17 protein-coding genes are annotated in these 21,592 nt (G+C 48.9%); 6 read left to right on the top strand and 11 right to left on the bottom strand.

The window, feature by feature from the left end; all coding sequences use genetic code 11:
• Positions 1–167: 167 nt before the first annotated feature.
• From AB1757_09750 to AB1757_09740, 3 genes are all read right to left on the bottom strand, one after another.
• Positions 168–602, bottom strand: a complete 435-nt coding sequence (locus AB1757_09750) for a hypothetical protein (GenBank protein MEW6127312.1) — start codon at positions 600–602, stop codon at positions 168–170.
• A gap of 101 nt (positions 603–703) precedes the next feature.
• A complete protein-coding gene (locus AB1757_09745; GenBank protein ID MEW6127311.1) occupies positions 704–1,123 on the bottom strand; it encodes a hypothetical protein in 420 nt (139 codons plus the stop codon).
• Between the two features lie 375 nt (positions 1,124–1,498).
• On the bottom strand, positions 1,499–2,926 hold the full coding sequence (locus AB1757_09740; GenBank protein MEW6127310.1) for a low temperature requirement protein A: 1,428 nt from the start codon (positions 2,924–2,926) through the stop codon (positions 1,499–1,501).
• Positions 2,927–3,208: 282 nt separating this feature from the next.
• Here AB1757_09740 and AB1757_09735 point away from each other — a divergent pair, with 282 nt between their 5' ends.
• From AB1757_09735 to AB1757_09725, 3 genes are all read left to right on the top strand, one after another.
• On the top strand, positions 3,209–3,997 hold the full coding sequence (locus tag AB1757_09735; GenBank protein ID MEW6127309.1) for a hypothetical protein: 789 nt from the start codon (positions 3,209–3,211) through the stop codon (positions 3,995–3,997).
• Positions 3,998–4,248: 251 nt separating this feature from the next.
• The gene (locus tag AB1757_09730) at positions 4,249–5,475 is read left to right on the top strand and encodes an ABC transporter permease (protein MEW6127308.1); all 1,227 of its coding nucleotides are present in this window, start codon (positions 4,249–4,251) and stop codon (positions 5,473–5,475) included.
• A gap of 156 nt (positions 5,476–5,631) precedes the next feature.
• Positions 5,632–6,885 (top strand): ABC transporter permease, encoded by a 1,254-nt coding sequence (locus AB1757_09725; GenBank protein MEW6127307.1) that lies wholly within the window; start codon positions 5,632–5,634, stop codon positions 6,883–6,885.
• Positions 6,886–7,007: 122 nt separating this feature from the next.
• Here the strand turns inward: AB1757_09725 and AB1757_09720 are convergent, their stop codons facing one another.
• On the bottom strand, positions 7,008–8,972 hold the full coding sequence (locus tag AB1757_09720) for a winged helix-turn-helix domain-containing protein (GenBank protein MEW6127306.1): 1,965 nt from the start codon (positions 8,970–8,972) through the stop codon (positions 7,008–7,010).
• Positions 8,973–9,175: 203 nt separating this feature from the next.
• Between AB1757_09720 and AB1757_09715 the strand changes: the two genes are divergently transcribed.
• Both AB1757_09715 and AB1757_09710 read left to right on the top strand, forming a co-directional pair.
• Positions 9,176–9,505, top strand: a complete 330-nt coding sequence (locus AB1757_09715) for a hypothetical protein (GenBank protein ID MEW6127305.1) — start codon at positions 9,176–9,178, stop codon at positions 9,503–9,505.
• A 13-nt stretch (positions 9,506–9,518) separates the two neighbouring features.
• Positions 9,519–12,182, top strand: coding sequence for an SBBP repeat-containing protein (locus tag AB1757_09710; GenBank protein MEW6127304.1), 2,664 nt, complete (start codon positions 9,519–9,521; stop codon positions 12,180–12,182).
• Between the two features lie 207 nt (positions 12,183–12,389).
• Here AB1757_09710 and AB1757_09705 read toward each other — a convergent pair whose 3' ends face one another.
• From AB1757_09705 to AB1757_09680, 6 genes are read right to left on the bottom strand one after another with little or no spacing between them, the layout of a single operon-like run.
• Entirely contained in the window at positions 12,390–13,379 is a 990-nt protein-coding gene (locus tag AB1757_09705; protein MEW6127303.1) for an FAD binding domain-containing protein, read from the bottom strand.
• 50 nt (positions 13,380–13,429) lie between these two features.
• Positions 13,430–14,008 (bottom strand): Uma2 family endonuclease, encoded by a 579-nt coding sequence (locus AB1757_09700; GenBank protein MEW6127302.1) that lies wholly within the window; start codon positions 14,006–14,008, stop codon positions 13,430–13,432.
• 10 nt (positions 14,009–14,018) lie between these two features.
• The gene (locus AB1757_09695; protein MEW6127301.1) at positions 14,019–14,405 is read right to left on the bottom strand and encodes a hypothetical protein; all 387 of its coding nucleotides are present in this window, start codon (positions 14,403–14,405) and stop codon (positions 14,019–14,021) included.
• A gap of 5 nt (positions 14,406–14,410) precedes the next feature.
• Positions 14,411–16,843: a molybdopterin cofactor-binding domain-containing protein gene (locus tag AB1757_09690; protein MEW6127300.1), complete on the bottom strand. Its 2,433-nt coding sequence runs from the start codon at positions 16,841–16,843 to the stop codon at positions 14,411–14,413.
• A gap of 54 nt (positions 16,844–16,897) precedes the next feature.
• On the bottom strand, positions 16,898–17,224 hold the full coding sequence (locus tag AB1757_09685; protein MEW6127299.1) for a hypothetical protein: 327 nt from the start codon (positions 17,222–17,224) through the stop codon (positions 16,898–16,900).
• Between the two features lie 9 nt (positions 17,225–17,233).
• Positions 17,234–17,764 (bottom strand): (2Fe-2S)-binding protein, encoded by a 531-nt coding sequence (locus AB1757_09680; protein MEW6127298.1) that lies wholly within the window; start codon positions 17,762–17,764, stop codon positions 17,234–17,236.
• A 244-nt stretch (positions 17,765–18,008) separates the two neighbouring features.
• On the opposite strand from AB1757_09680, the gene AB1757_09675 reads away from it, so the two are divergent.
• On the top strand, positions 18,009–21,446 hold the full coding sequence (locus AB1757_09675; protein ID MEW6127297.1) for a CHAT domain-containing protein: 3,438 nt from the start codon (positions 18,009–18,011) through the stop codon (positions 21,444–21,446).
• A 6-nt stretch (positions 21,447–21,452) separates the two neighbouring features.
• Here AB1757_09675 and AB1757_09670 read toward each other — a convergent pair whose 3' ends face one another.
• Complete coding sequence (locus AB1757_09670; protein MEW6127296.1) at positions 21,453–21,587, bottom strand: hypothetical protein; 135 nt, start codon at positions 21,585–21,587, stop codon at positions 21,453–21,455.
• Positions 21,588–21,592 lie beyond the last annotated feature (5 nt).

Genomic DNA, 21,592 nt, shown 5'->3' with positions numbered 1-21,592 from the left:
GTATTCCTTAAAGTTTTATGGTTTTTCTGAATTCAGTTTGAGATTCAAAATTTGTCTCAAACTCACAGGCAGACGCATCGCATAACTGTCGCAATAATGCGCTAGCTTACTTACCCGGAATCTAAGCGCGATGCCTGTGAGTTTGGAGTGGTGGATTTAGGTTTCGATTATAGATTAACGAAAGCTTGACCGAAGGGTTTGAGCGAGATGGTTGCGGTCACGGTCGCCTCGACCTTATCGAATCCGGCAAGGCTGCGGAATTTGGCAATGGCGCGACGTACGCCGCCGCCGACATTGATGATTTCTTTGCCGAGCAGATTGCCGCCAACATTGCGTTTGGCGCGGACTTCAACGACGAAAGCTTGCGGTTGCAGGCAGGTTTCCGGTGAAGCGAATTCCCAGGTGACTTCAAAATCGCTTCTCCCCAAATCTCTGACCTTGACGTTTTTGACATAAGAGAAATCGCATGCGCCAAAGACCGGAGCGGGCGCAGCGGCGGTTACTTCGCTGTTGGCTTTTACTTCGGTTTTGTGAAGACTGCCCAAAGCGATGGCTGCGGTTAAAACGAGTAATAAAGTTGCGTACATGATTTTACGATTCATCGTGATTCTCCTTTTCAATATTTGGGTTGAGGGGAAAGTCATTTCTGAACTTCCCGAATAAGATTTACACTCTGCTCATCGGAACAGAGCAAATGATAGATTTAGAAAACCCCTTGTTTGGTGGCGGTTTCTGTAATACTGGCGGCGATGCTGGCTTTAAATCCGCGCAACTCTGCCGCCGGCTTTCCGGCTGCAAAATGAACAGTGGGGATTTCAAAGCGGGCGCTGCGCGCCGAACCGTTTACCGTAGTTCTGGTTTTTTCAACTGCTCCGTCGGCATAGGTGACTTCGACATTTACCTCGAAGGATTTAATCGTGATGCCGGGCTGGGTTGCTGCCCGCCAGTTCACCTGAATGATGGATTTCGCATCATCGGAGGCCGAGACCCCGGCATTTTTAACCTCGATGATTTCTATGCCAGGTGCGAATGTGATTGAACCGGCAGGGGTGGTGGTCATTATAAACAGTACCAAAGAGGCAATGAATAATTGAATCGTCCGACTGCGCCACACTGGTTTCATTGCTGCCTCCCTTTCAAAATTTATACTGCTTTTATGTCTCATCCTTGGTGACGAGTGGGACTATACAAATTTTTGATTTACTTGAGCGTGGCATTTTCAGAATTCCGAAAATGCCACGCAGCAGGTGAAGATGGGGTTTAACTGTGACAAGGGAATGATGCGATTGATGCGATGAATAGTCATCAATCCTGCGTAGATTGCCAGTCCTTTGAATTGATTGATTGGAGATTCAGAAATTCATTTGACCTTTACTAATTTGAGCTATCGGATTGTAGCGGCGTTATTGAATAGATTGCCGGTTATTTTTTTTTCGGAAAAATATTGCGAAAGGTGAATAGCAAATTGCGTTGAAGGATTGTGCCGGAGTTTTTTCCATTAAATATAGGTTTCGTCGATGTAACACCACGACCAGTTTTCATCCGGTTCAATGGATTTCATGATGGGGTGTCCGGTCTCTTCAAAATGTTTGGTCGCATGGCGGAATTTTGAAGAATCGCAACACCCGACGTGCCCGCAAATCAGGCACATTCGCAAATGCACCCATTGGTAATGACCCGCGATACACTCTTCACAACCGATGGATTTCGGCGTCGGATTTTGCGCTAGCCCGATATGTGAGCATTTGCCATCGGGGGAGCCGTGTTCGAGTTCGCAAACTTCCATAGCGGCTTCTTGTTTAACTGATTCAATAACGATTAAGCCAATCAGTGTGCTTAAAAGTACGGCGATTAACAGCAACGGCGGAAGCCATTCACCGAAGCCTGCCAGAGATAAAGCCATAACGATTGCTGAAAGTCTCGCCCAGAGCAGGTGATGACTGTGAACCGAAATTCGGATGGCGGTAATGGAGAGAAGAAAGAGGGCTACGCTGCCACATAAAACCCAGCGGGTGACCGTAGATAAAAACGACAGGTGCGCTTCATTAATGGCGTGTTGGGTGCTCACCCCTATTGCCGCGATGCCTGCGGAAATTGTGAAATGGGCATACATATAAACTTGTCCGGCGAGTACCCAGCCTTTTCTGATGCCATAGGTTTCGACAAAATCGTAATACAACCACCAGACCGCCGCAGCGATGGCAAAGCTGCCTGTGGCAATCAGCGCCGACAGCAAATGCCAATCGGTTCCATGAATTCCGGTGACGCCGGTTAAAATCGCTTCACCAATAACAATCAGATTAAACAAGCCGAAGCGTTCGGGAATGTGAGAAGCATCGTAAGGGGTGCGTTTGGCGACTGCCAGATTGACAAAGGCGGTGGCGACTTCGGCGACAAAGCCCATTCCCCAGAACCAGTAATGCGCCGGTGAAGGAACAAAAATTGAAATCATCCAAAGCAGATTTCCCAAGCCGAAGCCGATGATGTAGCGAATACAGAGTTGACGCGCCAGCGGGACGTGATAAGCGGCACGGACATACAGACCAATTAAAATCAGGCGAACTACAACGTAAGCAATTGCGAATGAAACATCATGACCGTTAAATGCGCCGCGAACATTGATGGCAACCGCAGCCATTGCCATCATTCCGGCAAACATCAAAACTCTGAAAATGACTTCATCACTTTCAAAGCGGTCTGCATAAAAACTGTAACCAATCCATGCCCACCAGACCGGCGCAAACAGCGCCAGATAACGCAATACACCGGTAAGCGTAAAATCCTGATTGAGCGATTGGGCGACCTGCGCGACCGCCAGCACGAAAATCAAATCGAAAAATAATTCGAGCCAACTGGCATGGCGCTCGATCTGGGTATTTTCAATGCTTCTGAGTTTCGGTCGTTTGATCAAATTACTGACTTGCATTCGGCTTTGTCTTCTTTCAAAAGTTATTCAAAAGCAAAATGAACAAATCCCATCGGCTTATTCCTGATGTCCGAAATTAATAATTGGCGTTTTCCATCAACACTCTACCGATAAAATTATGGTTTAAGTATGACAAACCTCGCTTTGAATGCAAATTCTGTCTTCAACGATTGTGCCGTTTCATTTATGATTGGAGGTGTGAAAGTGATTCAAAGGTGAATCGCTTGAAAACGGGGCAAGAATAAAAATACTTTCGGTTTCTCAAAGTTTGGAGGGACACCCATGAAACATTCAACCCGATTTTGTCTGTTATTTTTCGCATTTCTTATCGGCATACCCCTGATTGGTTACGCTCAGGAACCGCCTAAAGTCATCACTGATGATTACATTTTAAAAGAGACCAAATCCAAAAGACTGGTTATCGAGCGCGCGCCTGAACGCAGCCCTGCTGCACCCGCTCAGCCAACTCAGCGGGATGCCAATGCCGAAGAGCGCAACTGGAATGAACGATTGAAAGCGGCGCAGGAACGTTTGCGCGAGTTGAATCGTCGAGCCGATGAAGCGGAACTGCAAATCAACAATCTGAAAAATTTCCTCTATAGCGCCGAACCGCGTTCCAGTTCCGAGCATAAAACCACCATCAATCGCATCAGCGAACTGACTGTAGATTTAAGGGCGCTACGCGCCGAAGCGGTGCGCGCCGAAGCGCAGGTGAACGCCGTTCTCGATGAAGGTGCGGCAAGAGGCTTCCGGGTTTTAAAACTGTCACCGGTTACGCGCACCGGCAGACCGAACACCGATTATTACCAGGACAGATATAACGAATTGAATCAGGAACTTTCCGATTTACGCGCTCGCGAAGCGGTGTTGCAACTCAGGGTCAATGATATTTCGCGCCGCATCCTGATTAATTCGGGCACCGGGGATGAGTTTTACAATAACAGTTTGCGCGATGACAAATATGCTTCAACCGATGAATTGGAAAATGTCCGTTTGCGAACCGCCGACCTCAATCGCAAACTCGAAGAACTTCGCGAACAGGCGCGTGCTGTCGGGGTAAAACTCAATTAAATTCGTGATGATGTTTATTGTCTGATGCGGGCGACCCTAACGGTCGCCCTTTTGTATTTGAGAAAAACTTTTTTCAATCTGCTGATCTTTTTCAACATTTTTCCAACCATCAAGCCACTCGGCGTGTCGATTTAAACGTCTAAAAATTTTGTGTGAACTAAACCAAAAAGCGGTTCGTTTTAAGATTCGGAACTCAGCTTTCTCAATTAAAAGTTGAAATAATAGCGAATAGAATTGGAATTATCGTTAAGATGAAGTTTCTCGAAGCAATCGGTCTGGCGCTTTCAGCTATCAAGGCTCACAAGTTGCGGTCATTTCTGACACTGCTTGGCATTATTTTCGGCGTTGCAGTGGTCATCGTCGTGGTCTCGATGGTCGAGGGGTTTAATAATTATTTTGAAGAGAAAATCTCCGACCTCGGCTCAAATGCCTTCATCGTCGATAAGATGGGCATCATCACCAGTATGCAGGAATGGATGGAAAAGAGCCGTAAAAACAAAGATATCCGCCTCGATGATTTGAAAGCCATCAAAGAAAAGACCAACCCGGCAGTGGTTAAAGATGCTGCTGGACAAACCCGTCGTCGTGGCAACATTAAATATGATTCAAAATTATTGCAGGATGTTTTGATTCAAGGCGCGACCTCGAACCTGCTGGATATTGATTCCACCAAAGTCGAGCAGGGAAGATTTTTTACCCAGACCGAAGAAGACCATGCCGATGAAGTCTGTTTTGTCGGTTATGAAATCGTCAAACAGTATTTCCTTTCGGTTGATCCCATCGGCAGAGAGATCAAAGTCGATGGTCGTCCGTTTCGCATTATCGGCGTAGCCCAGGAAAAAGGCTCGGTATTCGGCAATCCCCAGGATAATTTCTTAATCATACCGATTTCGACTTATCAAAATATCTATGGTTCACGCGGCACCATCGCTTTGCGTGTGGCTTCGACCAGCAAAGAGACGCTTGAACGGGCGCAGGATGAAGTGCGGGTGATCTTGCGCGCCAAACGCCATTTAAAATACGAAGACCCGGACAATTTCGGCATCGTCTCATCGGAAGCCTTGAACGGCATTCGCGATAGAATTTTTGGAACCATCGGCATTGTCGCCGTCGGCGTGACCTCGATTGCTTTGGTAGTCGGCGGCATCGTCATTATGAATATGATGCTGGTCAGCGTAACCGAACGAACCCGGGAAATCGGTATACGTAAATCCCTCGGTGCCAAACGCGGCGACATCCTCAAACAATTTTTAGCCGAGTCTACGACGCTTTCATTGGTTGGCGGCGCGGCAGGTGTTGCCCTGGCTTACGGAGTTTCTAAAATCGTAACCTATGCGTTGTCCTTCCCGACTACGTTGCCGATTTTCTGGACAATGATAGCGCTCACCGTATCTGCCAGCATCGGATTATTCTTCGGTATTTATCCGGCAATGAAAGCCGCGCGTCTCGACCCCATTGAAGCGTTGAGAGCAGATTGATGAGGATACGGGATACAGGATTCAGGGAAAGAAAGTATGAAGTATGAACGATGAACGATGAACAACTACATAACGCATTCTGTTCACCGTTCAGCCTTCCGCCTTCATCGTTTCTTCTGCTCTGAATCCTGAATCCTGAATCCTTATAAGGAAGTTATGGACAGAATCATTAAACGACAGGATTTTCGTGAAAGCATCGCGATGGCGCTTGGAACTTTAAAAGCGCATAAATTTCGCTCGATTTTAACTGTGCTCGGCGTGGTGATTGGCACTTTGACGGTGATGGTGATTGCTGCGTTCATTGCCGGACTCGATAAGCAATTTCAGAAAGACATCGAAGTGTTCGGCACCAACACAATGTTTATTTATAAATTCGATCCGAGCTTTCACACCGGTCGCCTTTCTTCCGAAGAGCGCATGCGCAAACCGATTTCCTATGAAGACGCCATCGCCATTAAAGAACTCTGTCCGTCAGTGAAATACGTAGCCCCCTTTCTCGGTCCCGATATGCCCCCGAAAGTGCGTTATCAAAATGAAGAGTTGTTTGTAAATCAGGTGCAGGGAACCTTACCGGAATATGAGCGCATCGCTTCGGTTCATGTTGCCGAAGGACGATTTTTTAGCGAAATTGAAAATCAGCACAAGGTTGAGGTGTGTGTGATTGGCGCAGACATTGCCGATAAATTTTTTCCCGGACAACCGGCGTTGGGTAAACAAATCAATGTCGATGATAAGCCGCTGACGATTATCGGCGTGTTACAAAAGCAGGACTCTTTCTTTATGAGCGAAAACGATGGTGGCAATCAAAACCGCGCGGTCTATGTGCCGTATCAAACCATGAAGAAAATGTACCCGCAGGAAGACGACCATTTCGTGATGGCGCAATCCGAAGACGGGAAGTTGTTGACCGCCATTGATGAGATTCGCGAATTGCTGCGCCGCCGTCGCAATGTCGCTTATAACAAAGACGATAATTTTGCCATCACCACGCCGGACGCGATCACTGAAAAATTCCATCAAATCACCGGCGGCATTGCGATTTTGATGTTTGCGATTTCCAGCGTCGGCTTGCTCATTGGTGGTATCGGGGTGATGAACATCATGCTGGTGAGCGTCACCGAACGCACCAAAGAGATTGGGGTTCGCAAAGCCATTGGCGCGCGACAGATTGATATTATGCGGCAATTTTTAATCGAAGCCATGACGCTTACCGGCTCTGGTGGATTATTGGGTATTGCCATCGGTTGGTTGCTGGCGATGCTGGTGAATTTAATCTTGCCGGTTTATGTGCCGATGTGGGCGCCGATTGCCGGAATCACGGTTTCGTGCGGCATCGGCTTGGTTTTCGGTTTATGGCCCGCCAGAAAAGCCGCGCGCCTCGACCCTATTGAATCGCTCCGGTACGAATAGCTGTTCTGCTGAAAAAAGAGAAGGTGAAGATTGCAGTATTGAAAGAATCTTCACCTTCTCTTTTTTGCAAATTCCTATTACTTCCTTTTCTTTTATGCGTTGAAAATCCTGCGCTGCCTGTCTCATTCAGAAAATCCGATGCGCCGCAACAGGGATTGATAGCGCGGATCGGAATGCAGGGGAGCGAAATACGGCGAGTTTTTGACGATGCCCATTTCGGCGCTGCGTTGATTGTAAGCCTTCTCCAAATAGTTGAATGCAAGTTCCGGCTGACCAAGCTCGGCATAGGACCCCGCGATGAAAATTAGCGAACTATACTTGCCCTGCCTTTGATCTTGCAGTCGTTCATCCAACCTCTTTTGAGCAATGCCCTTCCAGCCGCTTTTCTCAAAGGCTTTTCGGTAAGCCAAGACCTGCGCATCGCTCCTGCCGCCAAGCATCAGGGTTTTGAAATATTCTTCGGCAGCCGCTTCTTCTTTGCCTTGAAACAGGTAAAGTTCGTAGAGCCTTTCATGCCCGAAAGCAAAGTTCGGATCCATCTCTACAACTTTCAGGGCTTGCGTCAAAGCTTCATCCGCATATCTTGCGTTCCAAAGAATAAACGACATATCGGCATTGATAACCAGATTCAACGGGTCAAGTATTTGCGCCTGTTTGATTGACGCTACGGCTTCTTCATGTCGCCCGGTCATATCCATCTGGAAGGCTTGAACGTGGTAGGCTCTGGCAAGTCCCGGATTGAGGGCAATCGCCCGGTTTATCTCTCGTTCCGCATCCGCCCACTGCCATTCCATTTGATAAACGTTGGCGAGAGCCGTATGAATTTCCGCCAACTGGTCATCTATCTCGATTGCCCGCAAGGCAGCCGTTTTCGCTTTCGGCAGCACCTCTGTGGGATCAAAAGGTACGTGCCAAATGCCTTGAATATAACTATCCGCCAGTCCCGCATAAGCCAAAGCATAATTCGGATCAAGGGCAATTGCCTGCTCGTAATAGTCGACGCTTCGCCGTATGCCTTCAGAGGTTCGCTTGTTCCAATAAAAACGCCCTTTCAAATAGGCTTGATAAGCATCAACATTGCTGGTGTAGTGTTTCGACGGCTCGGCATCTTTGCAAAATTTGACGCGCAATCCGGCAACCACGCTACAGGCGATTTCGTCTTGAACCGCGAGTATATCGTTCAACGCGCGGTCATAGTTGTTGCCCGACCAGATGACGCTGCCATCCCGTGTATTCACCAGACGCACATCAACGCGAACCGTATCGCCATTTTTGCGAACGCTGCCTTCCAAAATCGCTGCGACATCCAGTCGTTTGCCAACCTCTCGCGGGTCAATATCCTTGCCTTTTAAGGTGAATACGGAATTGCGCGAGATAACTTTCAAACCGTCAATCTTCGACAACTCTGTGATAAAGGTTTCGGTGAGTCCATCGCTGAAAAACTCCTGCGCTTCATCATTCGAGAGATTCTTCAATGGCAAAACGGCTATGGAACGAATCGCTGTTGACTGGGTATCGGGTTCGGCATTGCCAGAATTGCGGAAGCGCAAAAATGCCAGCGCCAGCAAACCAATAACCGCAATCAAACTCACGAAGGCGACGGCGCGATGTGAAAGTCTTGGCTCCTTTACGGGCGTCGCCGATGTCGTCACGGTTTGTTGATTGACTTCCGGCGGTAATGAATCGTGAATCTCTTCTTCGATGACCAGGCGCACGCCATGCATTTTTTCGACTTCAACGACGGACGAGCTTTCTTCGATGACCTCTTCGACCGCGCCAATGTAACGATAGCCGCCGGCATAATGCGTCTCAATAAATCGCGCTTGATTGGCGTTGTCCTTCAAGGCTTTGCGAATCGCGCCGACGCATTTTCTCAAGGTGTCATCGTAAACGTCGTGCCCCTCCCAGAACTCATCAAAGAGTTCTTGCCGGGTCACTACGCGGTCGCGGTTTTCGATGAGGTAAACCAGGACTTGAAAGGGGCGCGGGGTCAGATGAACCGGCGCATCGTCCAAATAGAGCAGGCGTTTGCCAGGTTCAAGGCGGTATTTGTCCAGAAGATAAACCTTATTTATCTGAACAACCATAATAACCTCCGGCAATCCTATTTTTTCCGTTTATTTTCCGATTCTTTTCCAGATTCGCGCTTCTTGATTTCATAGAATCGGGATTGTCTAAAGGGGCGCAGGCTTCAGTTTGCAGATTTCAGAAAGTTAAACGAACTGGAGTCTGTGCTGCCAAATAAAGATGGGCCGATTATACCAATTCATGGGGTTGAGGCAAACCACTAATGATTAAGAGACGAGTTGAAATTATTGCCTTCGAGCGCGAGCGAATCATCAAAAAACCGGCGCAGATGCTCTGCCCGATCTGTCGCCTGAGCAGTGAATTTCTCACCACTCGGCAAGCCAGCGCCCTTACGCAGGTAACGCCCAAAAGTATTTATCGCTGGCTCGCTTCGGGCAAGGCGCACGGGGTAAAGACTGCCGGTGGCGGGCAACGTATTTGTCGCCACTCCCTATTTCGTACGCTTCATGCAGAGGTAACTGCCGATCAAGATTTCCTCCATCGGACAGAAGAAAAAAATGACCTGACGCCAAACATTTATTCGATAAGTTGAAAGGAGCAGACCCTTGAAAAAATCTCTACGTCGCCCGATTAGCTTGATGTTGATATTGTCCATCTTGAGTATTTTCGTCATCCTACCTGCCAACCTTGAAAAGGTTCCGCAAATGATTGCCTTCGCAGATTCGCCGATGCCGAGCCTGGCGGTTGACGCAACAGCGCAAGGAATCGCTTTCAAGAAGATGCCGTTGCGGTTTGAGGCGAATCGCGGGCAGACCGACGCCGAGGTGCGCTTCATCGCCAAAACCTCAGACAGCACGCTCTTTCTGACGGCAAGCGAAGCCGTGCTGCGTCTGCCAAAGTTAAGGGAAACCCCGGAAACAAAAGATGCAAGGCGTAAAGCGATGCCTGAGGAGATCATCCATCCGGTTGAAAGCGCCGTGATTGGGTTGCGTCCCATCAACAGCAACCGCGAGCCGCGTATTATCGGAATTGATAAATTGCCGGGCGTGTCCAATTATTTCATCGGCAACGACCCGCGAAAATGGCGCGCGAATGTCGAAGCGTACGCCAAGGTCAAATATGAAAATCTCTATCCCGGCATTGATTTGATCTATTACTGCAACGAAGCAGGCGAACTGGAATATGACTTCAAAGTGGCTGTGGGAGCCAATCCTGGCCTGATCGCCATGTCTGTTGAAGGAGCCGATAGGGTCGAATTAGATCATGCATCGGGTGGTTTAATATTAAATACAGCCGTCGGTCGGTTGCGACAACACGCGCCGCGCATCTATCAAGAGATCAACGGCAAGCGTCAGGAAATCGCCGGACAGTACAAACTTGTAGCTCCGCCTTCAACAATCCAAAATCCAAAATCCAAAATCCAAAATCCTCTGGTTGCTTTTGAACTCGGCGAATACGATGAAAGCAAGCCTCTGGTGATTGATCCGGTGGTTGTGTATTCAACATTGCTGGGCGGCGCGGCAGGCAACTTCGATGGCGCATACGATGTGGCGGTTGACGCTGAGGGCAACGCTTACATTATTGGCACAACTCAATCGAGCGATTTTCCGACGCGCAATCCGATTGACGGAACGAAAGCCAATAACTCCAGCAACAAAGCGTTCATCAGCAAGTTTGCGCCGGATGGTTCGCTGATTTTCTCAACCTTTTTCGGCGGCAACGACAGCGGCAGTCGCGGCAATGCGATAGCCCTTGATGCGACAGGCGCTATCTATATCGCGGGCGCAACCGCCGCTTCCGATTTCCCTATCAGGAATGCTTTTCAATCAACCCAGGGAGGCAGCCTTGATGCTTTCGTTGCCAAACTCACTAGCGACGGGACAGGAATAATTTATTCGAGCTTTCTCGGCGGTAACCAAATTGATGAAGCCAAAGACCTCAAGCTCGACGCTCAGAATAATGCTTACCTTATCGGCACAATTGATGGGCGTGGAGCCACGAGCGTGACCTTTCCGACGGTCAATCCGACGCAGGCAAACTATGGCGGCGGCGACCGCGATATGTTTTTGTCGGTTGTTTCGGCAACCGGAACGAGCCTGTTGTTCTCTACTTTTTCTGGCGGGAATGGCGACGAGGAAGCGAGTTCGGTTTCGGTCTCATCCGACGGAAACCAGATAGTGATTGTCGGCGCAAGCGACTCGACAAACCTAACCACAGGCGGCATTGCTCTGCAGGCAACTGATCCAAGCTGTGACGAACTGGAAAACATACTACAAGCCTATTCTATTGGAGATTCCGGCTACACCGATGTTCGCGTACACCCGACTTTAGCTATCGCAGCTATTCAAAACAAACTACGTGACAGATTGGGGCGAGAGCCGACCTGTGTAGAAATACTAGAGGAATTATACGACAGAATCTCCCCCCCTGATCCACTTATGGGTCAACTTACGGGCAGTGCCGTATATCCTCCCGGTGGTAGCGGTCTGGTTAGCCCTTCTTCTGTAGCGCCTCAAGCCACCGGCGGCGGATACGACGTTGTCGTTGCGCCCGTTGATCAAAACGGCAATGGTAGCGCGAAAGGCATATTTGGTGGCAGCCGTGACGAATTTACATCCGCCTCGGCAAAAGATTCACGCGGGGCTATTTATATCACAGGCGATACTAACTCAACCGACCTGCCGACCGTCAGCCCGACCCAGTCCACGCCTGGCGGTGTAAACGAAAACGGCTTTGTCGTCGTCTTTGCCCCCGATACTTACGATGTGCTGTTTGCGACTTATCTAGGCGGCGACGGCGTTACCCTCCCGCAAGGCATCGCCGTTGACCCGCAAGGCAACATCTTCGTCTCTGGTATCGTCACTGATGGTTCGACCTTCCCGACAACCACAGGCGCGTTTCAACGCGAACTCAAAGGGAGCAACGATGCCTTTCTGGTCAAGTATTCGCCCGTTACCATTCCCACAGGACCGGATTTCTCGCTGTCGTTTAGCCAGCCGACCGTCACCACTTCATTCGGCAAGGTCAAAATCGCTGCCGACATCAACCGCACGGGCGGTTTCACTGGCAACGTCACCATCACTGCCGCGACCCCTCTGCCCAGAGGTATCGTTTTAGTTGGTGATTCGGTTTCGACAACGGAAAGCCGGGTAAATTTCAAATTAAAGGTGAAAGGCAGCGCGGCGCTTGGCCAACACCTATTAACCTTTCAAGCCAGAGACGATTCCGGTAGGACGCGAACCGCTACTCTGACTCTGATTGTTCAATAGTTGAGGAAATCACACAGGCGTGAAATTTATAATTGATGGTGAGCAGTAGCACAAAGATTTGCGCTGCTGCTCAATTCTTCTTTCGCTCGCTGAGAATTGCCCAGGTCACAAACCCGGCGATGGCTAATCCGAAAACTACGGCGATAAATAGTAAAAATAAAACGACCACAATAATCCTTTCGCAGTTGAATGCCGCGAACCGAATGTTTATAACGCCGATTGCAATTCAACCAGCGCGCGTCGCGCAAACGGTCGCGCCATCTGTTTACGCCAGCCCATCACAAAATCCGTGTTATCCAGAGGTCGGGCTTTCAGATAACAAGCCTCGGCTGCGGCTTCGATAGTTTCTTCAGTAAATGCCTGTCCGATTAAAACGGCTTCAGCATCTTTGACTTCAACCGGTGCAGGAGCGACACCGCCCAAAACGATATGCGCCGCTGCAATCGTGGCATCACTCGCGACTTCGACGGCGGCGGCAACTCCTAACACCGGAAAATCGAATGCCCCGCGTCGTCTGAGTTTTTTATAAACTGCATGTTTATTTTTCATCGGCGGAATATAAATTTCCGTAAGCAATTCATTCGCTTGTTTGTGCAGGTAATTGATGCCGTCATTGTTATAAAGTTCACGGGCTTCAACCACTCTTTCGCCTGCGCTTGAAACGAATTTCAAACGCGCGCCGAGCGCCACCATCACCGGGACTAAGTCCGAAGATTGCACCGCCCAGCACGTCGAACTGCCGGGCGCGACCCAACAGGTATCGCCGTCTTTTTTCATACAGAAGTTGATGCCTTTACGCCATTCATAATTCTGGTCGTAATAATTGCAGCGCGTATCTAAAAGCAGATTGCCGCCAATCGTTCCCATATTGCGAAGCAACGGCGTTGAAATGGTGCGCGCCGCATCGGCAACCACTTTGTGTGACTGATTGATTAGTGAACTTGCACAAATCTCACTGAGCAAAATGCCCGCGCCAATGGTTAAGCCCGATTCGCCGTCGCCTTTGATGGAATGCAATTCAGCGAGGCGCATCACGGAAATTACCGTCTTGGGCGTTTGTTGTCGCCGCTTCATGTTCGGGTAAAGGTCAGTGCCGCCTGCAACGAACATCGCATCACTACCGCAAGCGGCTTTTATTTTTACCGCGTCTTCAATGGTTTTGGGGACGCGGTAGTCAAATTTCGGAAGTCTCATCATAAGGATTTATTTCTCTTGATTGGGTTACTACCTTTTCCATTCTCTATTTTTCAAGCCTGATCGAATTTTACCTTTTCGTATATTCGAGAAAGACTGAGTGTGATTTCAAGTGTGGGTAACTTAAGAGTGTCTTGCAACCCGTCGCTTTCGGATAATATCCATTTGTTAGTTTCCTGTTTAAAATAGTGATCAATATGCGGAGTATGTTGTGAAATCAATAAATACTCTTTGAAAGTTTCCAGCTTTCGATAACGGAAAAACTTTTCCCCTCGATCATAGGCTTCAGTTGAAGGTGAAAGAATTTCCACGATAAGCAATGGGTTGAGCAAATTATCTTTGTACTTATCGCTATAAATGGGATCGCCACACACCACAACGGCATCAGGGTAAGCATACATACCGTGCTTGCTGAGGTCTATTTTCATATTGCCCGTATAAACCTGGCAGGGTTTCTTTTGGAATTGGACGTTAAACTCAGCAATCACATTTGCTTCAATCAGAATATGCGCCTCACTGGCTCCTGCCATGGCGAATATCTCACCATCTAAATATTCGCTCTTATATTCGGATTGACGTTCCGACTCTAAATATTCTTCAGGAGTAAATAGTTTTTTGGGATTCGATGCCATGACTTTTCCTCTATTCCGCCTTATTCCACAATTCCGCTAAGATGTCTTGCCCGTTTTCGATCACAAAAGGTTTCTTACCGTTTGCCGGTTGCCAGCCAAGTTGTAATGCCAGTCGAATCATCTTCGCCGCGTTTTTCGGCTCATGCAGGTTGATGCGCGGCGAAGTTGAATCATAAAGATTAATCGGCGCTCCCATATGCAGAGGTCCGCCGATCACTGGGTCTTCCCAGGTGATGAAATGCGCTTGCAGGGGGCTGTGCCGGTATTCGTGTATATAGGCTGTGAAGATGTCGTGACAGCGATAGCGATTGGCAGCCTCACCCGTCTTTTCATAGCCTGGCGCAAATCGCCACATATAAGTCATGCCATCAACAACGATCTTTCTCGACTTTCCCATAGCGTTCACTCTCTCAAATGCACTGCGGCGTTGGGCATTTCTTTGCCGTCGCCGCCCTCAAGCGGAGTTAAAACTTTTAAGGGATTGCCCCAGTCAACTGTCGGAACCGCTTTGGGTCCAAAGCGCCCTTCCTTGCCTTGGGCTTTTGCCTTGAGCGCCGCCAACACTTTTTCAGGGGTCGCGGGGATTTCATCAACATAAACGCCCACTGCATCATAAATTGCATTCACCACCGCAGGCATCACCGGCAGCAGCGGTCCTTGCCCGACCTCTTTTGCGCCAAATGGCCCGTTGGGGTCTGGGTCTTCAATTAAAAACGTTTTGACCTCGCACATCTCCATCGTCGTCGGACTTTTGTATTCGAGCATCGACGGGAATTTATGCACGATGTTGCGACTCGCGCGATAGACCATCTCTTCCATCAAGACTTCACCGAGTCCCATGTAAACGCCGCCTTCAACCTGCCCCATCACCAGCGCAGGATTGAGCGAACGCCCGATGTCATGACCAATCCAAATGCGTTCAACCGTTGTGATACCAGTCTCGGCATCAACCTCAACTTCGGCAATCGCTGCTGAATAGCTGTATGCCGGCGAAGGTCCCACTCCCGCGCCTTTGAACTTGCCGGGCGAACGCGGCGGCGTGTATGAACCGACGGTTCCCACGGTGCCGAATTTTGATTCTGCTAAAACCACGGCTTCAGCAAAACTCACGCCGTGTTCAGGGTTTCGCACATCGAAAACCCGATGTTCTGCAAATGATAAATCTTCAACCGGCACATCGAGTTTTTCGGCAACCGCTTTAGCTAAAATTTCACGGGCGCGTTCGGCGGCTTGCACAGCGGCGTTGCCGGTCATCAAGGTCACGCGGCTTGAATAGCTGCCCAAATCAACCGGGGTTAAATCGGTGTCGGCGGTCACGATGCGAATGTCGAACGGTTCAATGCCTAAGACTTCTGCGACTATGTAAGCGAGAACCGAATCCGAACCTTGCCCGATGTCGGTTGACCCGCACATCACACAAACGCCGCCTTGTCTGTCCAGGCGAAGTTGCACACCCGAATGCGGCAGGTTGTTCCAGTAAATCGGCAAGCCCGCGCCGCACAGGTACGAACTGCAAGCGATACCGATGCCTTTACCGTAAGGAAGTTTGCGGAACTTGTTTTTCCAATCACTCGCATCAACGATTTTATCAATGCACGCGCCAAGCCCCATCGAACCGATGCGCAGCCAGTTTGCGGTAATCGAGTTTGCCGGGGCGAGATGCTGGCGGCGCATCTCTGCCGGGTCGAGTCCCAGGTCACTCGCGATTTTATCGAGTTGAACTTCAAGCGCAAATCGCGGTTGCGGCGTGCCGTGTCCACGTTTCGGACCGCAAGGCGGTTTGTTGGTGAAAACTCTGGTGCCTTCAAATTTATAACGCGGTACTTCGTAGGTCACGGTTTGCAATGCGCCGGTATAAAAGGTTGAAGCTACACCATAACTGCCATACGCGCCGCCATCCAGGAAATTGCGAAAGTGCATGGCGGTAATCGATCCGTCTTTTTTGACGCCGGTCTTCGCCCACATCAAAACCGGATGACGCCCGCGATGACAATAGAAAACCTCTTCGCGGGTGAGAGTAATTTTCACAGGACGACCGGTTATCATCGAAAGTTTGCACACCGCGACTTCGTGATTGAACGGGTCGCTTTTGCCGCCGAAGCCGCCGCCGTTCGGTGTGGCAATGACGCGAATGTGCGCGGCGGGCATCTCTAAAACTTTGGCGAGCGCGCGGTGGACATAATGCGGCGTTTGCGTTGAACTCCAGAGCGTCAGTTTCCCGTCCGGGTCAAAATTGGCAAGCGAGGCGTGTTGTTCAATCGGCAGATGGGTGTTGCCTTCGTAAAAGAAAATGTCTTCGCGTATGTGGTCGGCTTCGGCAAAACCTTCATCCAGGTTGCCGAATTCAAGCGACACTTTTTTATGAGTATTACCGTGGTCGCCGTATTCGTGAATGCGCGGCTCATTGATGTTGAGCGCGTCTTCGATGGAGGCGATGGGTTGCAAACGTTCATATTCAACTTCGATTAAATCCATCGCCTCAAACGCCGTGTCCTCGTCAATCGCGGCAATCGCGGCAACCGGGTCGCCGATGAAACGGACTTTGTTTATGCAAAGCGTGTGTTCATCCTGACTGACGGGCAGAATGCCGTAAGGAATAGGCAAATCTTTGCCGGTTAGGATTGCCACAACCCCCGGAAGCGCAAGAGCTTTAGAAACATCTATATGTTTGATGAGCGCGTGGGGAATGTGACTGCGCAAAAGTTTCGCGTAAAGCATGCGCGGCAACGCGACGTCATCCGCGAATTTGGTTTGCCCTGTGCATTTCATTCGCGCATCCACTTTGCGATAGGGTTTGCCGACAACTTTTAGATTTCCGTTTCTTCCGTTCTTCATAATTGTTTTTTCGGTCGGTTGGTTTTCCTTCCGACTATATCAGAATGATTCAAGTTATTTCTTTGGCGATTTCGTTGATTTTTTTCCTGTCGATTTGGCTTGTTGAGATTGAACGGCTTCCATCGCTTCATCAGGGGTCAGTAAAAACTTTTTCGTCTTGGGGTTGACCAAGCGCAAAGTTTTTCCAGTGTCAACAATATCCAAGCCTGGTGCATTGCTTCTTAAGCGACCATTGATGATTTCGACCTCAACAAATTTTCCATCTTCAAGCCGATAGGCAATCAATGGCTCACTCAGGTAATCGGTTTCTGCCGTCGGTTTGCCGTCGCTTTCAGGGTAGGTAATTGCCGATTGATAGACAGGCAGGCGTACACTCATCATCCACCTCGTTTATTCCAGTCCGTAAACAACCTCTTGTGGAATCGTGACCGCTTCGCCGCGCATGCGGGCGGCGGCAAGTTCAACGGCTTCGTAAATTTTAATGTACCCGGTGCAACGACAGATATTGCCCGATAAAGCATCTTTGATTTCATCCCGCGTCGGGTGAAGATTTTTTTCGAGAAGTTCTTTGGCAACGAGTAAAAAACCGGGAGAGCAATAGCCGCATTGCGCTGCGCCTAAATCGGCAAACATCTCCTGCAACGGATGAAGTTGATTGTTGGCGCTCATGCCTTCGATGGTGAGGATTTCTTTGTCTTCACAATCCAGACCCAGTACCAGACAAGAGAGCACCGCCCGCCCGTCGATTAACACGGTGCAAGCGCCGCATTCGCCGAGTTCGCAACCATGTTTGGTGCCGGTCAGATTTAAATCTTCGCGCAAGACTTCGAGCAACGTTTTATGGGGAGCAAAAGCGACCTCCACCGGTTCGCCGTTCAAGTGGAATTGCAAATGCGCTTTCTGTTTTTTCAATTCAGACATAGGTTCGGATAACAATCCTTTTGCTGTTTAGAGATAATTGATTGCGGTGGTTTTTACACATCGTGTGCCATCTAAATTGAAAGATTACACCAAAAAATAAATAAATCCCAACCCGATGCTATTGACTTGAGCGGCAAAAAAAAATGGTGATAGTATTACTCCCACTTGGGCAATTATTCTTAGGCACTTAATCCAACCCAACGTTATCTGCAACCGGCAATAATTTTCGTCGGAGGTCGCATCAGTGGCAAATTTAGCTGTTGAAATTTTTCTTCGCCCCTTCACCGTCAATAAGCGAAAAACAATCGGTTTGTTTTTAAGCGTTGTCTGGCTTCTGTGGTCGGGGCAATCCAGTTTACCGGCGCAAACTCAGGCACAGAAAAAAGCTGAAGCGATTGATGTGCAACCGCTTTCGCTCACCCAACCCGTAGAGCGCGACAAAAAAGATAGTGAAATCCATCGCTATTCGGTAACCCTTGCGGCAGGGCAATTCTTGCGGGTTTTTCTTTATGAAAACCAACTCAACTTAAAGATGACATTTTTTACTGGCGATAATAAAGAGATTGGTTACAGTCGAGGCTATGCGCCCAACCTGGCAACCGATGAAGGCTTTCTGCTTGCTCCGCAATCGGGCGAATATTTCGTCGAAGTGAGATCATGGCGACAGGAGAATAAATCAGGAAAATATAAACTGGCGGTTCAGGATTTACGCGCCGCAACTGAGCAGGATAAGACGAGAGTCAAAGCCGGCATTGTCATGGGTGAAGCCATTAATTTATTACAGACCAATAATAATGAGGTCAGGAAAAAAGGCATCCCCAAATATGAAGAAGCTATCGGCTTATTCCAGACGGTCGGTGATCTGTATGGTGAAACCATTGCCAACCTTGATTTGGGAACATTGCACCGGGCGATTTTAGAAACCGAAAAAGCCCTCGTCTATTATCAAAAGGCGCTTGAACTCAGTCAAAAATCCGGCGACCGCAGACTCGAATCGCAAGCCAATTACCGTTTGCAAGAGCATTTCTTTATCACCGGCGACCATCGAAAAGCGCTGGAATACAACTTTAAATACCTGGAGTTTTCGAGACAACTCGGCAGCCGACAAAATGAAGGCGTGGCGCTCAATAACCTCTGCGCCAATTACAATCTATTAGGCGACCAGGACAATGCCATCGACTATTGCCAGCAGGCTTTGAAAATACGGCGTGAAATAAATGATGCGGGGGTTGTGCAGACCATCAATAACCTTTCGGCAATCTATAAAAGCGTCGGCGAACCGTTTAAGGCGCTCGAAGGATTCAATGAAACCCTGGAAATCTTTCGCCTCAGAAAAAGTCGATTATCGGAAGCCTTCGCGCTCAATAATATTGGCGGAACCTATGAAAATATGCGGGATTTTGATAAGGCGTTGGTCTTTCACCATCAAGCCCTGACAATTTTAAAAGAGGAAAAGGACACTCGTCAGCTATCCACTGTGTTTAACAGCATCGGGGTTTCGCATTATCAACTTGGCGAATATGAAAAGGCGCTGGACTTTTTTCAACAGGCTTACGATTTATATCAACAAAATAAAAACCCCTGGTATGCCAGCACTACACAAGGAATGATCGGACTCACTTATCACATGCTCGGCGACCGGCAAAAAGCCATAGAGCAATGTGAGCAGGCGCTTACCATCAAACGGTCTTTAGGTGATCGGGTCGGGGAAGGGCGAATCCTGCGTTATCTTGGAACCATCAATTATGCAGCGGGCAATACGGCGAAGGCGCTTGAGTTTTACAACCAAGCCTTGCCCATCGTTATGGCAACCGCCAATCCACTGGATGAAGCGATTGGACTGTTTGCTATTGCCCGTATTCAAAACGAATCGGGAAATATTGAGGCGGCGCAGACCAATGTAGATAAAGCCATCGCGCGAATCGAATCCATTAGAAGCAAGATTGAGATTGATTCGGCACGAACATTATTTCTTGCATCCTTGAAAGATTTTTATGATTTAAAAGTTGATTTACTCATGCAATTGCATCAACGGGATGCGACCAAAGGTTATGACGCATTGGCGTTTCAATTTGTTGAAAGGGGACGCGCCCGAACCTTGCTCGATACGTTGGCGCGTTCGCGAATCGATTTACGAGCCGGTTTGGATGCCGGAATGCTCGAAAAAGATAAGGATTTACAATCGCGTTTATATCAGGCGAGTCAACAACTGCAAAAAGTGCTGAACGCCAAACACACCGGTGAACAGTTGGAAAAAGCGCGAAAAGATTATGAATTGGCAAAAATTCAAACCGATGAATTTCAGGCGAAGTTGCAAAGCCTCAGCCCGCGTTATGCGGCGATAACCAAGACTCAACCACTGACACTTGATGAAATCCGACAACAATTGATTGATGATGATACCTTGTTGCTGGAATATTCGCTTGGCAAAGACCGCAGTTATCTGTTCGCGGTTTCGTCAAATGTGCTCAAAGTCTTTAACTTGCCAAAGCGTTCCGAAATCGATTCGGCAGCCAAGCAGGTTTATGATTTGCTCGCGGCGCGAAACAAAGTAGTGAAATTTGAAACCGTTGATGAACGTAAAGCGCGAATCGCCAAAGCCGAATCCGAATATGCACAGGCTGCGAATGGGCTTTCCCGGATGATCCTTGCGCCCGTCGCCTCACAAATTCAAAACAAAAAGCTGCTGGTCGTTGGCGATGGCGCGTTGCAATATATTCCGTTTGCCGCGTTACCCGTAGCGAAACCGGAAAGCAGAAATCCCAACCATAAACCAACGGTTGGGTATTTAGGCATCACCAATGAAATCGTGAGCCTCCCGTCGATTTCTACGCTTGCAGTGATGCGGCGAGAATTGAAAGACCGAAAACCTGCGGCAAAGACTATCGCCATATTTGCCGACCCGGTTTTCGATAAAGCTGATGAGCGATTGAAATCAGCCCAGGCGAATCGCAAAGGGTTATCAAACATGGTTGCGCAATCTCGCGGCATTACTCTAGCAGAGGAAAATTCGCTAAAAGAAAAAAGCCATAAACCGGCAGTCCTCGATAACGAAATGACCCGCGCGATGGCTGATGTTGAGATGAGCAATGAAGGTTTGTCATTGCCGCGCATTCCTTTTACACGCAAAGAGGCGATGGTTGTCGCATCTCTGGTTGCCTCAACCCAACGGAAAGCGGCGATTGATTTCGCGGCGAATCGTGAGACGGCAACCAGCCGCGAGTTGAGCGATTACCGCATCATTCACTTTGCCACTCACGGTTTTTTAAACACCGCGCACCCGGAACTCTCAGGCATTGTGTTGTCGATGGTCGATGAGGGCGGCAATGAGGTAAACGGCTTTTTGCGGGCGCATGAGATTTACAATTTGAAATTGCCTGCGGAATTGGTGGTGCTCTCAGGATGTCGAACGGGACTGGGCAAAGAAATACGCGGCGAGGGATTGGTGGGACTGACGCGCGGGTTTATGTATGCGGGCGCGGCGCGGGTGCTGGTGAGTTTATGGGATGTAAGCGATGAGGCGACCGCAGAATTTATGGGACGGTTTTATCGAGCGATGCTCAAAGAGGGGATGAGCGCGGCAGCGGCGTTGAAAGCGGTGAGAGCCTCGATGGCAAAAGATAAACGCTGGTCATCACCCTATTACTGGGCAGCTTTTGTTTTGCAGGGCGAACCGAAATAGTGAAGATTAAAAACGATTGAGGTTGAGAAAGCGGTCATTGACCGCGCCCCAACCAACATCGGGTAAATTCAAGCAATCATTTCGCTGTTGGGTAATCATCATAATCATCAAGCCCATTGCTGTAGTCAGGATTTTGAGCATTGAAA

This window comes from Acidobacteriota bacterium (genome assembly GCA_040754075.1).
GTDB lineage: Bacteria > Acidobacteriota > Blastocatellia > UBA7656 > UBA7656 > JBFMDH01.
This window is presented reverse-complemented; position numbering and strand designations above follow the sequence as displayed.